Here is a 17,918-nt window from a genome sequence, read left to right as displayed (position 1 = left end):
TTGTTGTGATATATTTTCTATCGCACCCGGCTGCAGTGCCAAGTATTAAGAACAATGTTCGCTTGCTAGGTTTCGCTTCAATATCTGCAATATTGTGCTAGATACCCTGCACAACTTGCTTCAAAATTTCTGCTTGTTGTTGAGCATGGACATTAGCATAACCGCATGCAGGAGATGCAGCAGCTGGTCTTGCAACACACTTAGGCCTTTTTGCTTGAGTGCCTAAATTAGATAGAACCTCTTCTATTAACGGATTAACAAAAAACCATCCTCCCATATTTTTTGGTTCCTCTTGACACCATATAATTTCAGCGTTCTTATATTTTTCGAGTTCATTGTTTAGTTTATCGGCTGGGAATGGATAAAATTGTTCTAAACGCACTACTGCTATATCGTTTATTTTTTGTGCTTCAAGCATTTCAATTATGTCGTAATAAACTTTACCACTACATATTACAACTTTACGTATTTTATCACTTGCAACCAAACCTGTTCTACACTCTCGAATTACCGTAAGAAATTTTCCTTCAAAGTCAGAAAGGTTAGAAACTGCGCTTTTATGACGCAATAGTGATTTAGGTGTAAACACCACTAAAGGCTTACGAAAATCTCGATTAATTTGTCGGCGTAAAACATGAAAATAATTCGCAGGAGTAGAGCAATTAACCACCTGCATATTATCCTCTGCACAAAGTTGCAAAAACCTCTCTATACGAGCAGAACTATGCTCAGGCCCCTGCCCTTCATAACCATGAGGCAAAAGTAAAACTAGACCACTTGATCGCAACCACTTTGTTTCTGCTGATGCAATAAACTGGTCGATCATGATTTGCGCACCATTTGCAAAATCACCAAACTGCCCCTCCCAGAGCACCAGTGAATATGGAGAGTCAAGGCTATATCCATATTCAAAACCCATCACAGCATACTCAGATAGTGCGCTATCTATAACTTCAAAGCGAGCTTGCTTCTCACTTATGTTGTTTAGTGGAATAAAATCTTCCTCCGTTACTTGATCAACAAGCCTTGAATGACGGTGCGAGAAGGTACCACGACCAGAATCTTGTCCTGACAAGCGCACTCCTATTTCTTCTTCAAGCAATGACGCAAATGCAAGACTTTCACCAGTGGCCCAGTCTATGTTGCTACCGGAATTTATACTTTCTATTCTGCCATCAAGTATTTTCCTCACTTTATTATTGAGATTAAAACTACTTGGAATATTGCTATTTATGTGTACACCTAATTTTTTTAGCTCATCTGGTGAAACACCAGATTCCGTATAATATTCACTCAAATCGTTCAACTTTGCTCTTCTCAATTTCGACCACACTCCATCAAAGCAATCAGCTTTTTTTGGAGTGTAAGTCACTGACTCAGCAAGACTTTTATCCAACCTTACCCTAAATTCGCTGCGCAATTTACTTACTTCATCACTAATTATGACTTTCTCTGCAGCCAGCTTCTCTTCGTAAATTGTTCCCGGAGTTTTATGCCTTGATATTGCTTTATACATAAGTGGCTGAGTAAAATTTGGTTCATCACCTTCATTATGGCCATATTTGCGGTAGCATATTATGTCAACCACCACATCCTTTTTAAATTTCTGCACATACTCCATTGCCAAACTCGCGGCAAAACTCACGGCTTCTGGATTATCTCCATTAACATGAAATATTGGAGCTTCTATTGATTTTACTACGTCAGTACAATAAAAAGAAGAGCGTCCACAACGAGGATTCGCAGTAAAACCAATTTGGTTATTGATGACAATATGCACGATACCACCAACTTTATAACCTTCAATGTTGCTCAAAGTCAGGGTTTCAGCAACCACTCCCTGCCCGATAAAAGCTGCATCACCATGAATTGATATTCCAAGCACAGATCTCGTATTTTGTTTTGCCCTTACTCTTCCAGCTAGAACCGGATTTACCGCCTCAAGGTGAGATGGATTAGGACATAAACTTAAGTGTATTTTTTTACCACCAGCAAGTGCTCGATCAGAAGAGTAACCAAGGTGATATTTTACATCACCAGACACCTCAAGAACACTTGGATATGCAAGGTTGCCTTGAAATTCAGACAGCATTGCCGCATAATCTTTTCCCATCACTTTGGTTAGAACATTGAGCCGTCCTCGGTGGGCCATACCAAGAACTATTTCTTCAATACCAAAAGCTGCAGAATCACTAATAACTCTTTCAATTGCAATAATGGCTGACTCCCCACCTTCAATAGAAAAACGCTTATATCCAGGAAATTTCATATGGAGAAATTGCTCGAACATCTCAGATTCAATCAAGTGCCTCAGTATTTCTTTTTTATCCTGAGGGCTTAGCGTATAGACCTGATTTTCAATTTTTCCCTGCAGCCAAACTCTTTCCTCACAAGAGGAAATATGCATAAATTCAAAACCGATATTCTTGCAGTAAATATCTCTGTAGATTTTAGTGTCACTTGTAGGAGAAAGATTCAAGTATTTTTGATAATCTATTTCCTTATTTACATTCGGTGATAATGGATTTAAGTCTGCAAAAAAGTGACCATAAAATCTGAAAAAATTTGCTAAATCATCAGCATCTACCTTTGCTTCATTCTGTGCTCTGCAGGATTCTGCTTTATTAACTTCTAAATCGCTCGAAAAAATCCTGTACCAATCTTCTCCAATTGATTTATCGCCTTGCAAGCAACGGCTATAAATTTCTTCCACAAATTCAACATTATCGCCATAAAAACAGGAGTTATTTTTAAAACCAGACATAGTCACTACAAAAGTATCAAACACTTATAAGTATAACTTAAGTTTTTTAAAAAAGAACTCCTTTAGTTTCTAACTATTAAGTTATACAAACACTGTAATCCCACTTTTCCAGAAAGGGTGTCATTCTAGATTGACATCTAATCTTTCCATAAATGCTGTATTTCAACATAAAACAATTATACTCATCAACTTGTGCCCAATCATAATTCCTAGGTTCCAGTGTTAACTACTTGTTTTTTGGATTTCTATACTATTGCTGATTAAAGATTGTTGAATTTTTTTTGCACATTAAGGAACGCAAGGGTTTATGAGTCAGAAGATAAGTCATATAACATTTACTCGGTCTTAATACTTTGAATTTATATTTAAGTAAACGATAAACAGTAATTGGTATGAGTGATCTACTTAAAAGTGACAATTATGATAAAAATCTCAATTCTTTGATAAGAGTCATAAAGCTGAAGGATACAAAAAAAATTAATGAACAATATGATGAAACACTCAAAGATTTATCTCAAGCTCTGAAGAATTTTACAAACAACGCAAAAGATGTAGCAAAATTTGTTATATATAGCGACTTGAATAATTATGTAGAACCTTTGAGCACAAAGCCACTCGGTTTTATTGGAACATTAAAAGGGATATTAGATAGAGTCTTGGGAAAAGATATTCCAACTAATGATAATGACATAAAAAATTTTGTTGGTGATGAATTATTAGGTTTCACTATAGAAAAAGCAGCCGAATACACAAATATTTTAAGTACAATTAATCTATTCAAGAAAGGACTCAAAGAAATTTTAGATTCGAAGCAGAGTGGAAAAAGCAATAAAGAACATAAATCATACGAAGTAAGCACGGAAAATAAAACGACATCAAAGCGGAAGGAAGATACTCCTAAGCTACAAGAAGGAAAACAGCCGGTAGGAAAATTAGTTATGAAGAGAATAAAACGGCCAACAACAGCACCTCCGCTACCTCCTACTGCCTCAAAAGAAGATACTCCTAAGCTGCAAGAAGGAAAACAGCCGGTAGGAAAATTAGTTATGAAGAGAATAAAACGGCCAACAACAGCACCTCCGCTACCTCCTACTGCCTCAAAAAAGGTACACTTCAAACCAGAAATAGAGAATATATCTCCTGAAGATTCAGGCTATGAAAGTTCATTAAGTGAAGAGTCTGGACGTGAGGAAATATCAAATTCTCAAGAGAAAAGTAGTAAATCTTCAACAAAAGGTTCGGAAAACTCAAAGTTAGCTAAAAAGGAGCCAACTCACAAAACGAAACCTAAGAAAATGCAGGAGCAAGAAGAGGATATAAAAAGAGACAGGCTCCAGAGCCACCAGCGCTAAACGCTACCAATCAAGAAATTAGGCAAGAAACTAAAGAAGATAAATCTGAAATACTGTCAAATCCTAAAAGGCTAGATATTGTTGATCAACAAGTGAGCACGAAACCAATAATAGTAGAAGTGACTTCGCAAAAATCAACTGACAGTAAACCAATCCTGAAAAAATCTACTGGTAAAGCAGCATCAGAAGTAAAAGCGGTTATTATAAAAGAAAAAGTAAATAGCAAGAAGGACGGTATAGTAAAGTTAATAGTAGGAAAATTTGAGCAAAACCAAGTTGCTAAGAGCAAAGCCACCCCTACAACACAAGCAGATATCGGTATGAAGAAAAGATCTAAAATGAACCCCATAACAGCAAGGTCCAACTCTAAACTTCCAGTTAGCAAAAAACCTCTTCTCACTCATGTTAGTGTAAAGAAAATAGCTGCACGCTTTGAAAGCCATGGGAAGAAATAGTTGTAACCTATTGAACAAACCCTATAATATCCTTGATCTTTTTTATATTGTTATTTGCAATCTCTGCTGCTTTTTCTGTACCTTCTTTTAGTATTTTATGTAAATGGATCTTATCCTTCAAAAGACCGTTCAACTTCTCACGTATGGGTGATATAACACTGATGATTAAGCCAACTAACTCCTTTTTAAAGCGTTTCATATCATGATCATTCACTCCTTCACACACTTTTTCCACATTTAAATCACTAAGCACTGAATAAATGTTTACCAAATTATTTACTTCTGGACGGCACTTTAAAGTAGCAAAATCAAAGCCTAGAATTGAATCTGTTTTTGCTTTTTCTATTTTCTTGACAATCAAGTCATCTGTATCGTCAAGGTTAATGCATGAGTATTCTGAAGAATCAGATTTGCTCATCTTGCTTGCTCCATCTCTTAAGCTCATTATCCTTGATGTACAATCCAAAGTTAAGATTTCAGGTATGACAAAATGACTACATTTACAATGATTGTTAAAAGCTGATGCAATATCACGTGCAAGTTCTAAATGCTGTTTTTGATCATCGCCAACAGGAACATATTTAGTTTGATACAGCAATATATCAGCAGCCATAAGTACTGGGTAGCTATACAACCCAAGAGAAGCTTTTTGTCTATCGCTTCCAGCCTTATCTTTAAATTGAGTCATACGATTAAGCCAACCAATTGGTGTATAGCACCCTAGCAGCCAGGCCAATTCTGCATGACCACTAACTGCGGATTGATTGAAAATAATCGACTTTTCCGGATCTATTCCACATGCAATATAAGTTGCTGCTGCTTTAAAAATATTATTTTTTAATTCATTTGCGGGAAGCTTATTTGCTGTGACTGCATGCAGATCAACAACACAAAAAAGAGATCTATATTTATCCTGCAAGCCTATCCACTGCTTAATCGCACCAAGATAATTGCCCAAGTGTAATACTCCACTTGGCTGAATACCTGAGAAGACAACTTCTTCCATACCCTGAGTGTTTTATTAGTTACTTTCGCAGTCAGCAGATTTTTTAGAAAGAACAACCATTGCAGGACGAAGCAACCTATTTTTAATTGTATAACCAGTTTGTAGTACTTCTACAATAGTGCCAGGCTCTTTTTCATTATCTTCTCTTTCCACAATAGCTTGATGTAAATTGCTGTCAAAAGAGTTACCTATTGGATCTATTTCTTCTATTCCATGTTTTTTTAGATCACTCACAATCTTTTGGTGCGCCACTTTTATTCCTTTATGAATAGGATCATCATCTTTCAAGTTTTCCATTGCTTTTTTTAAATTGTCACAAGAGTCGATTATATCACGTGCAAATTTTGTGACTGCATAATCACTCGCATCGCTAATTTGCTTTTGCATTATACGTTTAACGTTTTCATTATCCGCAACAGCGCGACGTAAATGATCTTCAAGCTGAACTGCACGCTCTTTTAACATATTAAGCTCTTCACTTAAATCACCTGTTTGCTGATCTTCTTGATCATCCCCTTTTCGTTTACTGACCATATCTGCAAATTTCTTTTTTTTCCCTTTATTACTATCTAACATATCATTCACCCTTACAAAATTAATAGATATATAACAATCAATCCAAAAATATCAAGCGTTAGCTATCCTTGTCTTTCTATGCTTGCATTTAAAAAGTCAATCAAAGTGGTTTTATAAAGAGAATCAGAAAAAGTATCAATATTACTTTGCGCCATATTAATATAGTGTTTAGCTTCTTCCATAGAAACATGAATGGCATTATGATGATTAATATATTGTAATGCTTGGTCAAAATTGTGTCTAGCTGAAGAAAAAGATTTCTCCCAGAATTTTTGTTCTGATGGGCTACCTTTTTCATATGCTATAATAGAAGGTAAAGTAACTTTACCTTCAAAGAAATCTTTTCCAAGTTGCTTTCCTAAAGTGCCTTGATTAGCAGTATAATCTAGTACGTCATCAATTATTTGGAATGCCATACCAAAATTAAACCCGAAATTCCTTAGCCTCTCTGTTTCATCACTTGTGGCTCCAGAGACTACTGATGCAGCCTCGCAGCATGCAGAAAATAAAGATGCTGTCTTTTCTCCAATGATATTAAAATAATTTTTCCTAATTGTATTGGGGTCAAAACGCGTTGTCATCTGCTTTATCTCACCCTTAACAAGCAAATTAGATGCCTTAGATAAAATAGAGATAACACTTAATTTCCCACATTCTATAAGCCATCTAAATGCTAAGGTCAATAATAGATCACCAACTAAAATGCTTGATTTATTCCCCCAAATTTTATTTGCTGTTGCAACTCCATGGCGTGCCTTACTTTCATCAAGCACATCATCATGAAGTAAAGTAGCGTTGTGTATAAATTCTACCGATGCAGCAATGTTGACCCTACTCTCTCCAGAGTAATTCAGCATTTTACATATAATAAAAATGAGCTTAGGCCTTATCTTTTTCCCTCCTGAATTAATAAGATGAGATGTAATATCGGTAGCAAGCTTAGTACCTTCACCATTGACATTTTTAAAGATAAAGTCATTCATAGCCAATAAATCAGAAGATACAATATCATCTAATTTACTACTTTTTGTTAAATAAGTGTTTAGCATTTAAGAGGACCTATGCTTCTTGCCCTTGTACTTTCTCAACTTTTTTCTTTTCTATTTTTTTTCGATTCCGTTTCTAAATCTACTATGTCTTTTTTGATGAACCACATTACCCTTTCAGTCGCTTGCGCTCCTACACTTAGCCAATGTTTTAATCTATCAGCTTTTACCACAACACGATTTTTATTGTCTTTTGGCAACATTGGATCATATTGTCCTATTCTCTCAATAAAGCGCCCATCTCTTGGTGCTCGTGAGTCGGCTATAACTATCCTATAAAAAGGACGTTTCTTTGCCCCAAACCTTGCTAACCTTATTTTAACTGCCATGTCAACCTTTATTCATATATTAATTACAATTTAAATACAATAAACAGCCCAAGTCAAACTAATTGTACCTCTTTTACCTAAAAATACAATATAGCCACCTCCAATCACTCATAAAAGGAAGATAATAAACTTTTTTATATATCATCAATCATAGCATAATTAACTTCTACTCTATACTTTGATTTTAGATAGCTAATTAACTGTTCCTTTAGTGATATCATCACACGTTTTCCGGTGTCAAGCATATTTAATTTACCATTTGATGAATGCATTTGTTTTAGAACACCTATTATAATTTCATTATTGTATTGAATAGGATCTGTTACCGAATTAGTTGTTTTCATATTGAAAATCTCTTCTATGAAAGAAAAAGGGTAATTTTGTTCATTGCGTTGTATTTGCTGGCCTTCAACCAATTTTATACCTTGCATTTCTTCCAAATCTGTCTTTTCTCTTAGTTGAACTACTACTTCTTGTCCCATTTTAAACATTCTTTCTTTTATAAATTCACTACGCCAAAGCTTTATGGATAATTCCCTGCTTTCTTCAAAATTTTGTAATTTAGGAGGAACGATATCACTTATTTTTACACCAACAACAGCATCTCCAACACCCTTAAAATAACTCTTCTGATCTTTCTCGCGTGAAAAAATGAAAGAAATGAGATCACTGGAATTTCCTACTTCATTACCACTTTGGTCTTTTCCACTAGCATCTACTGGACCAATGGTTTGTATAGGTAAATTATAATTATTGGAGATTTCTTCAATCGTTGCACCATTGTATATCTTATAATTCACTTGGTTTATGAAATCATTGACTTTTTCAAAAGACTTTTGATTGGTTAAAACTGACCTTATGTCTTTTTTTAAATCAACCAAGTCTTCATCAGAGATTTGATGTATGCTTTCTACCTTTATTACGTGCCATCCAAAATTGCTTGTTAAAACTTCACTTACTTCACCTGTTTTGAGAGCAAATACCTTTTCTCTCATATTTTTAGGTAAGAAATCCTTAGTTATATTATTTACTCTGGTTTCATCGAGTTTCACTTTATTAAACTCTTCTATTATTTGTTCAAAGCTTGCTTTACTTTCTTCAAGTGCTCTTCTTGCCATTTCAGCTTTTTCTTTGGTAGGAAAGATCACATTGAATATGTCTCTTTGATTTTTAAGTTCCTGATGTTCTACTATACTATCAACCTCTTCATCTGAAATTCTGATTTGATCTTCAAAATATTTTTGATCCAGAGAAATGTATTGCGCAGTTCGATACTCAGGGTAATAAAAATTGGACTTATTTCTTTCATACAAATCAAGTAAGGCTTGATCACCAGGTTCAGGAACGTCTGTAATTGCATCCTCAGTTATTTTAACAATGTCAACTACTCTAGTTTGGTAGCGATTTTTGTATATCTGCTCATCAACACTCTCACCAAAAGTTACCGGATAATTATCTTTAAATAACGAAGTCATGAACATCGTTGCAGGGAGGATTTTCTCTAGTTTTGCTATATATTCCTTTTCTGTTATATGCAGGCTATTTAGAGTTTGATGGAATTTATTATGGTCAAATTCTCCTTTATCGTCCTGAAAGTACTTGGTATTTTTTATATGGCTTTTGATAGATTCTTCTCCAACTTTTAATCCAAGTTCGCTAACTAGGTTAAACAATAGTTTTTGCTCTATAAGTGCGTTAAGTAAATCATATTTCATCTTTTTTACTTGTTCTTTACTTACATCAGATCCAGAAATTTGCTTTTCATAATTTTGATATAGTAATTTATATTCATCTGATGTTATAACTTCCTTTCCTACTTGAGCTAATTCTTTCCTTTCATCATCATTTGATAAAAGATTGTCAATCCCCATAAAGATTAATAAGCAAACTAAAAGGAGAACGATTACCTTGGTAAAAAAATTTCTAATACTCATTGTAAACTCAGTTAACTAACACTTAAATTTAGAATAGCAATAATTTAATCTTTGTAAATCTTTTAACAAATTAGCTAATATATGTAATATTGTAGTGTATTAAATTGAATGGAAGCTTATATTAAGCTAAGAGCCTGTAAGTGATCTCTGAATATGGTAAGATGAGGTATAGTTGACATGGGGTAAAGTATGAGGAATACATATCCAAGTGACATAAGTTGTGAAAAATTTGAAAAGATTAGACTAATTTTAGAAAGCGTGGGAAAGAAAACAAAGCCAAGAAGATTAGGTTTATACGAGTTATTTTATGGTGTGCTTTACGTACTAAAAAGTGGCTGTCAGTGGCGAATACTTCCAAAATAGTTTCCAAGATGGCGAAATTGTTACGATTACCTCAAGAAATGGAGTAAAAAAACGAATGAAGATGGAGAAAGTGTTTTAGAAATTGTCTTAAAAAATTGATTGGAGAGAACAGTGGTAGGAATACCAAAACAAGCTTCTGCATCATTGATGCCCAAAGTGTAAAAATACCGGTACTGCTGAAGAAAAAGGTTATGATGCTGGCAAAAAAAATTCAGTAATAAAGCGTCATATCGCAGTTGATACACAAGGTTTGACACACGCAATTCATATAACAACGTCAGAAATAACTGATCGTAGCAGTGCTTTAACAATGGTTAAAAATGCTAAAAAGTCTCTCTGAAGTTAAAAACATACTGGTTGATGCATGCTACACTGGAGAAAATTTTGCAACACAGATGAAAGTAACTATTGGTGCAACTGTCGAGGTGAAGCGAATTACACACCTTTGCTGTATTGCCAAAAAGATGGGTTGTTGAGAGATCTTCTTTTCCTGGTCGGAAAAATGTAGGCGACTTTGGAAAAATTGCGAGCGTAAACTTAATACTAGCCTACAAATTTGCTTTTACTTCTTTCCTCCTCAAAAGATTATGAACAGATTCTTTGATGATAGATGGTTTATTTCTAATAGAATTTATGTTGATGTGACAATATTTGGTACTTTGTCATTGTTAGCACTGCTAGCTACTCAGATATTTAGTCCTATATTTTCAAAAGGTTGTGAAATATACACTGAAAAACACATGAAAGATTTACTTGAGGAAAATCCAAGAGATAGAGTACAAAAGAAAAACAATCTGTTAGGACGGTATGATCCACTAAGGCTATTGATTCCGATAATTATACCTCTTGTTAGAAAGTGTTTTACAGAAGTGGCAAGCGAGTTTGCCGAAAGGAATTTTGATGAGGTAAAAACTGATATGTCTGATATTAATACTGAAGGACCACCTCATCCTCGAGCAATTGAATTTGCACAGCAAACAGTATAGTATAAGCTTTTAGCTCTATGCATGGACTCAAAAAAAAGTAGAGTAATATTTGAAAAATTTCAACAGTCAAATCCTATGCCAAAAATAGAGCTAAATTATACCAATCATTTTACGTTATTAATTGCAATAGTTCTGTCAGCGCGGACGACAGATATAAGTGTTAATAAAATTACAAAGGAGCTATTTAGTATCGCTGATACGCCAGAAAAAATTTTGAATCTTGGGCAAAGTGAGCTGAGAAAATGCATAAGCAGTATTGGTTTATATAATTCCAAAGCAAAAAATATAATCGGGCTCAGTAAAATATTGATTGAGCGGTACAATAGCAAAGTGCCTACTAATTTCGATGATTTGGTATCTTTACCAGGGGTTGGGAGAAAGAGCGCTAATGTGTTCTTAAATTCAGGGCTTGGTATTCCAACATTGGCAATTGATACTCATGTTTTTAGAGTAAGTAATAGAGTTGGGCTTGTGAAAGAAAAAGATATATTTAAAACAGAGCAATCTCTTTTGAATGTGGTTCCAAAAAAATACCTGCTTTATGCTCATCATTGGCTAGTTTTACACGGTAGATACATTTGCAAAGCGCAAAAACCTTTGTGTGAAACATGCATAATTCATGATTTATGTGAGTTTGAATACAAGAGGTATAAAGTCTAGCACAACACTTCGATATTTTTTACTTTTATCATCCAAGTAGCTGATCTCTATGATGGTGTCAACCGAGTAGATGACACTGGTATGGCTTTGTTACATCGCTTATCGGACAGTGGGTAAAGCATAAAAAATTCATGAAACTACCTCAAACTTAGCCATTCCAATATCAGTAAATTTATTGAGTAAGTAACATTTTATTAGTAACTCTTTTTATCGATTTACCTCAGATCTATTTCTAAAACCAAACCCAAATATTTGCTTTAATCTTGAAAAAAAATCCTTCAATATATGAACTTTTTCCATAAAACGCTTCCTCCTTCCACTCTTTCACAACGTCTTTACCACATAATCTAATGGCAACATTCCTTTCAGCCATATAATCCAATTATGGATGCTCCGCTGCAAGATTTTTCGGTAAAAATTTTGTCTTTATATCATGTTTTTTGCACAATTTATAAAGCTTGATAGGCTCTGTCTGCATATAATTCTTTTATAGAATGCTGAAAGCTGAGCAAGTCACAAGCACCATAATGGTCGGAGTAGGAACCATTGCTATATCGTGCAGCTATAGCTTTTTTTATTTATACTCAATATTACGTGTAGCTTTCTTACCTGTTTATAACTGCGATACTTCGCTATTTTCCTTACTTTGACCAGTGGTATTATCTGATACTTGTACTGTCTATAGCAATTTCAATATCTTCCATATTGTTTTTATCAACTCTGCAATCATTGATCTTAATATTGCCTCATTAATAAAATGAAAAATATTTTCTCTTTCTTGTAGAAATCTGTTATATCCATGGCAGTTACTGATCTTCATTTTAGTTGGCATGTTTTTCTTTCGTAGGTTAAATGCCTTTTTTATAGTGAATTTCGTTAGTAACTTTCAATTCTTTTTATCTTAGCTATGCAACAAAGCATACTGTAATCCAGTCTTTCTTACCAAAAGAAACTTAAAATAACTTTTGTTCTTTAAAAAAATTTCTAGATTCCAGACTCATGTTTCAATGTTAAACAAGGTACAATAGAATTGAGTAGGGTGATTTCTAGGGAATTATTATATTCTATAAAAAGTAAAATATCATCCAGATAGACTAATATACAATGTAAGCTGAATGTCTATAAAGAAAAACAGCAAGGCATTTAGGATTTCCTATAATCGCATCATGAGCTCAAGAGTACAGCTTACAATTACAGATAGGTATAGTTGAGTTTAAATTAACTACATCAATTTACTACAATTTTCAAACCTATAAGCTGCTATGCAACAAAGCCCTGTGTGGGTATAATTTTGACAGGATACAGAGTTTAATGGAGAAAGTTACGAACATCAGTGAAAAACATGGCAATTTTATTCTCATTTGCAGCTGCTATCACGTCTTGATCTTTCAATGAGCCACCTGGCTGAATTATAGCTGTAATTCCATGCTTTGCACTCTCTACTATACTATCCGGAAATGGAAAAAATGCATCTGAAGCAAGCGCTGCGCCTTTACATTTTTCACCTGCTTTTTTTACTGCAATATTCACACTATCTATTCTGCTTGTTTGTCCTGCACCGATGCCAATAGCACAACCGTCTTTTGCTATCACTATTGAATTGGATTTTACATGTTTACATATTTTCCAAGCAAAAATAAGATCTTCCTTCTCTTTTTTTGTTGTAGTCCATTCTGTCACTCGGTTTATTTCTTCTACTTTTACTGTATGGTTATTATTTTCTTGCACTAAGAACCCGCCAACAACATTTTTGATTTGATATTTTGCATTTTGCTGAAGAGATTGATGAATAATCACTCTTAAATTTTTCTTTTTTTGTAAAATTTTTAGTGCCTCATTGTTTACCGATGGTGCTATCACCACTTCCAAAAATATCTCGTTTAATTTCTCTGCTAGCTTTAAATCCATCTCCCGATTGAAAGCAACTATTCCACCAAAACTGCTTATTTCATCACATGATAGAGCTTTTTCATATGCTTTTAAAGCACTATAACTAATAGCAGCGCCACATGGATTATTGTGCTTTATTATCACTGCTGCAGGTTCTTGAAACTCAGAAATTATATTAAGTGCAGACTCTATGTCGACTATATTATTATAGCTCAACTCTTTTCCATGTATTTTCTCCAGTGGATATGTGCTAAATTGATTGCTATAAAATGCAGCTTTTTGATGAGGATTTTCACCATATCTGAGTCCTTGTGCTTTACATCCATATAAAGTAAAAAACTCTGGTAACTCATTGCTTTTACCCTGTGATAGAAACCAATTGTAAATATTAGAATCATAATGTGCAGTCAGAGCAAATGCTTTAGTTGCTAGATGTTTTCTATATTCTAATGTTGTCTGATTGTTATTTTTGATCATCTCAGCTTTCAGTGTTTCGTAATCTTGAATGCTAGAAATCACTGAAGTGAAATGAAAGTTTTTTGCTGTAGCTCTAATTAATGCTACTCCACCTATGTCTATTTGTTCTATGATTTGCTTCTCACTTGAGTTACTATTAACCGTTTTCCAAAATGGATATAAGTTAGTTATAAGCAGATCTATCGGCTTAATTTCTAGATTCTGCATTTCCTTTTCATTCCTTTTTCGATCACAGAGTATTCCTCCATGAATTTTAGGATGTAAAGTTTTCACTCTGCCATCTAGTATTTCTGGAAATTGTGTGTAATCTGAAACTTCTTGCGTTTTTATTCCCGCACCTGATAGCACTTTATAAGTATTGCCGGTTGAGAGAATTTCTATTTGTTGCTGCATTAAAAACGATGCAAGTTCAACTATATTTGTCTTATCGTATACTGATATTAAAGCTCTTTTAATTTTCATATAGAAGGTTTCTTAAATTCTATCTAAGAAAAGAAAATTTGTCTACATATAGCTACTACGTCATATCGCCACGTTATCGACAACTGTACGAACATTGTGATACAAGAGACCAAGAAAGATGTCATCCCAGTGTCCAGACACTAGGATCCAGAAAACTTCATTTTAAATGAGCACACCAGGTGGCTGTACAATAGAAAATGGATTCCATTTCAAGCACTGGAATAACAACATCTACTACTCAAATTACCTGCAAATTGCAATGTTCGTACACCAAAACGCGTTATCTTGTTGTAGACTACGCTAATAAGCAGAGGAATACCAAATTGTAGAAGTTGCTTTAGCTCTCCTCAACCTCCCTTCAAAGGGGTCTATTCTATAAATTTTTTTGTTAAACTTGATTTTAAGCCACGAACAAAATCTTTAATATCGCAAGGATTTCTTCCTTCCATTTGTATAACTTTAGGAATTAAAGTACCACCTTTTAAACTTATATGCATATTATCATTAATGATCTCACCTTGTCCTAAAGTGAAGGCTTCAAATTCAGCATCAAGTATCTTGATACGTTTGTTCTCTACCTTAATGAATGCTTTTGGATAAAATGCTTTAACCTTTCTATAAGCAATTTCACAGGCGTCACTTGCGTAAATTTTATAGTCTTTTACTTTGTCAGCATAGCACGCATCGTTATCGCTCTGTTTTAAGGGAACTTGCTTTTCAATTTCGTTTAGTACTTTCAGCAGTAAATCACCACCTAATTCAGACAATTTATCATACAAAGTCTTATAATTATCGCTTTTTTCAATAAGAAATTTTTTCTGTTTTAAAATAGGACCAGAATCTAATCCTTCATTTAGCTGCATAATGCTAACTCCGGTTTCTTGATCTCCGGCTAAAATTGTGTGCTGTATCGGAGCTGCACCGCGCCACCTGGGCAGCAATGATGGATGAATATTAATACAACCATATTTGGGAATATTTAAAATTTCTTTTGGAAGTATCAATCCATACGCAGCAACAACTGCAACATCTGGCTTAAAATTTCCAAACCTTTCTTGCTCTATCGAAGATTTTAAGGAAGTAGGAGTACATACCTCTATGTCACTTTTTTCAGCAAGGATGTGCACTGGGGATTTTGTTAACCTCTGCCCACGTCCAGAAGGTTTTGGAGCTTTGGTATATACTGCTACTATTTCACTCTGTAATTTCAATAGTAAGTTTAACGCATCAACAGCGAACTCCGGTGACCCCATGAAAATAATTCTCATGTTTTTAGGTGTTCTCGCTTTAGGAATTTTCTGCTAACTTACTATTTACAGTTTCTATTAATTTAGCAAAATCATCCTTACAATTAACAGCCATCTCAGCGAGAATTTTTCTATTCAAATCAACTCCAACAAGCTTAAGACCATACATAAACCTACCATAAGTAAGTCCATGTTCTCTTGCCGCTGCATTAATACGTATTATCCACAAACCACGAAAATCACGTTTGCGATTTCTTCTGTCTCTGTAAGCATACTGTAGTGCTTTTTCAACCCTTTGCAATGCAATTCTATAACAATTCTTTGCCCGTCCTCTGTAACCCTTTGCTAATTTTAATACCTTTTTATGACGAGCATGAGTGGCGACTCCACGCTTTATCCTAGACATTTTTATCTTACCTCCATTTTATTAAATTCCATAAGGCATATAAAGTTTAACTATACGCGAGTCAGATTTATTGAGAATCGTTGTACCGCGTTGATTACGAATATTAGATTTACTTCTCTTTACCATACCATGTCTCTTACCTGACTGAGTAGAGATGACTTTACCCTTAGCTGTAAGGTGAAAGCGCTTTTTGACAGAAGATTTGGTTTTTAATTTTATTTTCGTCATATTCTAAACAAATTTACAAACACCACTATTTAGTTCTTTACTAGTAATTAAGCATGAGTATAGATAATTTTATTAAAGAATCAAATTAAAATTGTATTTTAAAACAGCTTGAATGTAATCACGCCCAGTATATGTGTTATACCTCCTTCGTTCCCAATTGGTAGCAATACTTGCCTCATTCTAACACTTTCACTTTCTTCCCCTTCGTTAATTGAGCATTTACTCTCTATTACAGTATCAAGTTTATCAATAACTGCATCTATTTTATATAGCCGCAAAAATGGCGCATCAATTGCATACTTATCATCGATGTACATCTTTTTTTTAAAACCGTAGAATTCAATAGCTTTTTCTCCTGCATTTTCACAAATATAACCTTGATCTTTAACTTCAATGATAAAACAATGCTGCCATGACTCCATGATTTCTGCAGTGTCTATTTCATGTCTTTCTGGCCATTCTCTATCTGATCCTTTTATATCACTCCAATGTTGAGTAACTATATTCACTATTCTTCTTTCTTTGCCTACATAATTTTCCATTCGAAATTCCACATATAAAACACAGATACGAGGTAAATTTATCGTGAATGTATTGATTTTTTCTTACTAAAGGATGTAGATTATTGAAAATTCTCATCATGTTTACACAACAGGTAGTGATAAATTAAGCATAACAATTAGAGCATAAAAATCATTAAATGAGAAAACTATAAAAAAACAATAAAAAAAATTCTATTTTTGCAATATTTTGACTAAATAATACCATTACCTCTACTTTCCAAGGTTATTGCATTTAATAAATTACTAGATGAAGTTTCTTCCTTAGAACTACTATGGCTTTTATTTTTTCTATTATAAAACTAACATTTTAAATGGTACAGCTGCTGAGATAGCTGCTAACAAGACTACTCCCATTGCTAACATATCTACTGTTAATGCTCCCATATTTTCCTTATTTGATCGAGATATTTTCAATAATTTAAATCTTCTCAAGTTCGTATCATGAATCATAGGATTACCCAAAATATTTGTCGTATTTTTAACATTTCCTATATTTTGAATTGTAATTCCATTGCTAGAGTTTGATTTTTTCATTTCTTCCATTACTTGTTTTAAGTTTGGTAGTTCTGTTGTTGTACTTTCAATATCCACAGCTTCCAGCTTTTGCAAATTCTCATTACTCAAAAACTCTTTGAGATACTTTTTACAAAACTCTTTGGCATTATATCTTTTATAACTTCGTATTTTTCCACTCTTGAGATCAGAAACAATATCATCAATCATCACTTTTGGATTTTCTGCATGCACTATTTCTCCTTCAGCAACAAGAATACGATAAGATGTATCGTCAAGCATACATACATACTTAAGTTTTAAATCACCTCCTCCCAATAGAAAATATATTGTTCTGTTTTGTTCTACATCTCGCAATTCTGATTCAATACCAATCCATTTATTCCTTTTTTTTCCTTATTGATTGATATTTTTTTCCCACAGTATTTTTAAATCTTCTTGACATATGTGACCCCCAAGCTGACCAATATTTCCTTATGTACAAAAGATAAATTATTTAAGTCCACATCTTTTCACTAAGATTTTTATATTTTTATTATACTAAATGATAAATATATTAATATCTGAATTTGTCATTGCAATTTATTATACCTTAGTAAAAACGATATAAAATTAGAGAAAGAGTTATAAAATTTTTTGTAAGACAGGAAAATTTCTTCTC

Annotated in this window: 16 protein-coding genes and 3 pseudogenes; 6 read left to right on the top strand and 13 right to left on the bottom strand. The window is 33.8% G+C overall.

Going from position 1 to position 17,918, the window contains the following annotated elements; all coding sequences use genetic code 11:
• Positions 1–97: 97 nt before the first annotated feature.
• Positions 98–2,764, bottom strand: coding sequence for a 2-oxoglutarate dehydrogenase E1 component (locus tag wTpre_RS00155; RefSeq protein ID WP_068652554.1), 2,667 nt, complete (start codon positions 2,762–2,764; stop codon positions 98–100).
• Between the two features lie 392 nt (positions 2,765–3,156).
• Between wTpre_RS00155 and wTpre_RS00150 the strand changes: the two genes are divergently transcribed.
• Complete coding sequence (locus wTpre_RS00150; RefSeq protein WP_245609434.1) at positions 3,157–4,116, top strand: hypothetical protein; 960 nt, start codon at positions 3,157–3,159, stop codon at positions 4,114–4,116.
• A 92-nt stretch (positions 4,117–4,208) separates the two neighbouring features.
• On the top strand, positions 4,209–4,571 hold the full coding sequence (locus wTpre_RS05905) for a hypothetical protein (RefSeq protein ID WP_245609433.1): 363 nt from the start codon (positions 4,209–4,211) through the stop codon (positions 4,569–4,571).
• 7 nt (positions 4,572–4,578) lie between these two features.
• On the opposite strand, the gene trpS is transcribed toward wTpre_RS05905, so the two are convergent.
• The 5 genes from trpS to wTpre_RS00125 form a co-directional block, all read right to left on the bottom strand.
• Positions 4,579–5,577 carry a tryptophan--tRNA ligase gene (trpS, locus tag wTpre_RS00145; RefSeq protein ID WP_068651095.1) on the bottom strand — a complete coding sequence of 333 codons (999 nt, stop codon included), beginning with the start codon at positions 5,575–5,577 and terminating at the stop codon, positions 4,579–4,581.
• Positions 5,578–5,592: 15 nt separating this feature from the next.
• Positions 5,593–6,153 (bottom strand): nucleotide exchange factor GrpE, encoded by a 561-nt coding sequence (locus wTpre_RS00140; RefSeq protein ID WP_068651093.1) that lies wholly within the window; start codon positions 6,151–6,153, stop codon positions 5,593–5,595.
• A gap of 62 nt (positions 6,154–6,215) precedes the next feature.
• On the bottom strand, positions 6,216–7,202 hold the full coding sequence (locus wTpre_RS00135; RefSeq protein WP_068651091.1) for a polyprenyl synthetase family protein: 987 nt from the start codon (positions 7,200–7,202) through the stop codon (positions 6,216–6,218).
• Positions 7,203–7,237: 35 nt separating this feature from the next.
• Positions 7,238–7,528 carry a 30S ribosomal protein S16 gene (gene rpsP / locus wTpre_RS00130; RefSeq protein WP_068651089.1) on the bottom strand — a complete coding sequence of 97 codons (291 nt, stop codon included), beginning with the start codon at positions 7,526–7,528 and terminating at the stop codon, positions 7,238–7,240.
• A 134-nt stretch (positions 7,529–7,662) separates the two neighbouring features.
• Positions 7,663–9,462, bottom strand: coding sequence for a peptidylprolyl isomerase (locus wTpre_RS00125; RefSeq protein ID WP_068651088.1), 1,800 nt, complete (start codon positions 9,460–9,462; stop codon positions 7,663–7,665).
• Between the two features lie 189 nt (positions 9,463–9,651).
• Here wTpre_RS00125 and wTpre_RS00120 point away from each other — a divergent pair.
• The 3 genes and pseudogenes from wTpre_RS00120 to nth all read left to right on the top strand — a co-directional run bounded on the left by wTpre_RS00120 (position 9,652) and on the right by nth (position 11,471).
• Positions 9,652–10,416 (top strand): annotated as a pseudogene (locus wTpre_RS00120) (IS5 family transposase).
• On the top strand, positions 10,413–10,811 hold the full coding sequence (locus wTpre_RS00115) for a hypothetical protein (protein ID WP_083495746.1): 399 nt from the start codon (positions 10,413–10,415) through the stop codon (positions 10,809–10,811). Before wTpre_RS00120 ends, wTpre_RS00115 begins: the two are co-directional and overlap by 4 nt.
• A 21-nt stretch (positions 10,812–10,832) precedes the next feature.
• Complete coding sequence (gene nth / locus wTpre_RS00110; RefSeq protein ID WP_068651087.1) at positions 10,833–11,471, top strand: endonuclease III; 639 nt, start codon at positions 10,833–10,835, stop codon at positions 11,469–11,471.
• 129 nt (positions 11,472–11,600) lie between these two features.
• On the opposite strand, the pseudogene wTpre_RS07430 reads toward nth, so the two are convergent.
• Both wTpre_RS07430 and purH read right to left on the bottom strand, forming a co-directional pair.
• A pseudogene (locus tag wTpre_RS07430) lies at positions 11,601–12,303 on the bottom strand (transposase).
• Between the two features lie 476 nt (positions 12,304–12,779).
• Positions 12,780–14,300, bottom strand: coding sequence for a bifunctional phosphoribosylaminoimidazolecarboxamide formyltransferase/IMP cyclohydrolase (gene purH / locus wTpre_RS00095; protein WP_068651086.1), 1,521 nt, complete (start codon positions 14,298–14,300; stop codon positions 12,780–12,782).
• 144 nt (positions 14,301–14,444) lie between these two features.
• On the opposite strand from purH, the pseudogene wTpre_RS07425 reads away from it, so the two are divergent.
• A pseudogene (locus wTpre_RS07425) lies at positions 14,445–14,581 on the top strand (WPE palindromic element domain-containing protein); the annotation flags it as partial.
• An 87-nt stretch (positions 14,582–14,668) separates the two neighbouring features.
• On the opposite strand, the gene fmt reads toward wTpre_RS07425, so the two are convergent.
• The 5 genes from fmt to wTpre_RS00065 all read right to left on the bottom strand — a co-directional run bounded on the left by fmt (position 14,669) and on the right by wTpre_RS00065 (position 17,614).
• The gene (fmt, locus tag wTpre_RS00085) at positions 14,669–15,568 is read right to left on the bottom strand and encodes a methionyl-tRNA formyltransferase (RefSeq protein ID WP_068651085.1); all 900 of its coding nucleotides are present in this window, start codon (positions 15,566–15,568) and stop codon (positions 14,669–14,671) included.
• Positions 15,569–15,587: 19 nt separating this feature from the next.
• Complete coding sequence (gene rplT / locus wTpre_RS00080) at positions 15,588–15,953, bottom strand: 50S ribosomal protein L20 (protein WP_068651083.1); 366 nt, start codon at positions 15,951–15,953, stop codon at positions 15,588–15,590.
• Positions 15,954–15,974: 21 nt separating this feature from the next.
• Complete coding sequence (rpmI, locus tag wTpre_RS00075; RefSeq protein ID WP_006013548.1) at positions 15,975–16,181, bottom strand: 50S ribosomal protein L35; 207 nt, start codon at positions 16,179–16,181, stop codon at positions 15,975–15,977.
• 98 nt (positions 16,182–16,279) lie between these two features.
• Positions 16,280–16,723 (bottom strand): PAS domain-containing protein, encoded by a 444-nt coding sequence (locus wTpre_RS00070; protein WP_068651081.1) that lies wholly within the window; start codon positions 16,721–16,723, stop codon positions 16,280–16,282.
• 312 nt (positions 16,724–17,035) lie between these two features.
• Positions 17,036–17,614, bottom strand: a complete 579-nt coding sequence (locus tag wTpre_RS00065) for a hypothetical protein (protein ID WP_245609431.1) — start codon at positions 17,612–17,614, stop codon at positions 17,036–17,038.
• Positions 17,615–17,918 lie beyond the last annotated feature (304 nt).

Source organism: Wolbachia endosymbiont of Trichogramma pretiosum (genome assembly GCF_001439985.1).
GTDB lineage: Bacteria > Pseudomonadota > Alphaproteobacteria > Rickettsiales > Anaplasmataceae > Wolbachia.
The sequence above is the reverse complement of the archived record's forward strand: the minus strand, read 5'-3'. Positions and strand labels throughout refer to the sequence as shown.

Coding starts and splice junctions, on each gene's coding strand:
- wTpre_RS00140 (WP_068651093.1), bottom strand. CDS start 6,153: ATGTTAGATAGTAATAAAGGGAAAAAAAAGAAATTTGCAGATATGGTC.
- purH (WP_068651086.1), bottom strand. CDS start 14,300: ATGAAAATTAAAAGAGCTTTAATATCAGTATACGATAAGACAAATATA.
- nth (WP_068651087.1), top strand. CDS start 10,833: ATGGACTCAAAAAAAAGTAGAGTAATATTTGAAAAATTTCAACAGTCA.
- trpS (WP_068651095.1), bottom strand. CDS start 5,577: ATGGAAGAAGTTGTCTTCTCAGGTATTCAGCCAAGTGGAGTATTACAC.
- wTpre_RS00135 (WP_068651091.1), bottom strand. CDS start 7,202: ATGCTAAACACTTATTTAACAAAAAGTAGTAAATTAGATGATATTGTA.
- wTpre_RS00150 (WP_245609434.1), top strand. CDS start 3,157: ATGAGTGATCTACTTAAAAGTGACAATTATGATAAAAATCTCAATTCT.
- rplT (WP_068651083.1), bottom strand. CDS start 15,953: ATGTCTAGGATAAAGCGTGGAGTCGCCACTCATGCTCGTCATAAAAAG.
- wTpre_RS00115 (WP_083495746.1), top strand. CDS start 10,413: ATGAACAGATTCTTTGATGATAGATGGTTTATTTCTAATAGAATTTAT.
- wTpre_RS00155 (WP_068652554.1), bottom strand. CDS start 2,764: ATGTCTGGTTTTAAAAATAACTCCTGTTTTTATGGCGATAATGTTGAA.
- wTpre_RS00125 (WP_068651088.1), bottom strand. CDS start 9,462: ATGAGTATTAGAAATTTTTTTACCAAGGTAATCGTTCTCCTTTTAGTT.
- wTpre_RS00070 (WP_068651081.1), bottom strand. CDS start 16,723: ATGGAAAATTATGTAGGCAAAGAAAGAAGAATAGTGAATATAGTTACT.
- fmt (WP_068651085.1), bottom strand. CDS start 15,568: ATGAGAATTATTTTCATGGGGTCACCGGAGTTCGCTGTTGATGCGTTA.
- rpsP (WP_068651089.1), bottom strand. CDS start 7,528: ATGGCAGTTAAAATAAGGTTAGCAAGGTTTGGGGCAAAGAAACGTCCT.
- rpmI (WP_006013548.1), bottom strand. CDS start 16,181: ATGACGAAAATAAAATTAAAAACCAAATCTTCTGTCAAAAAGCGCTTT.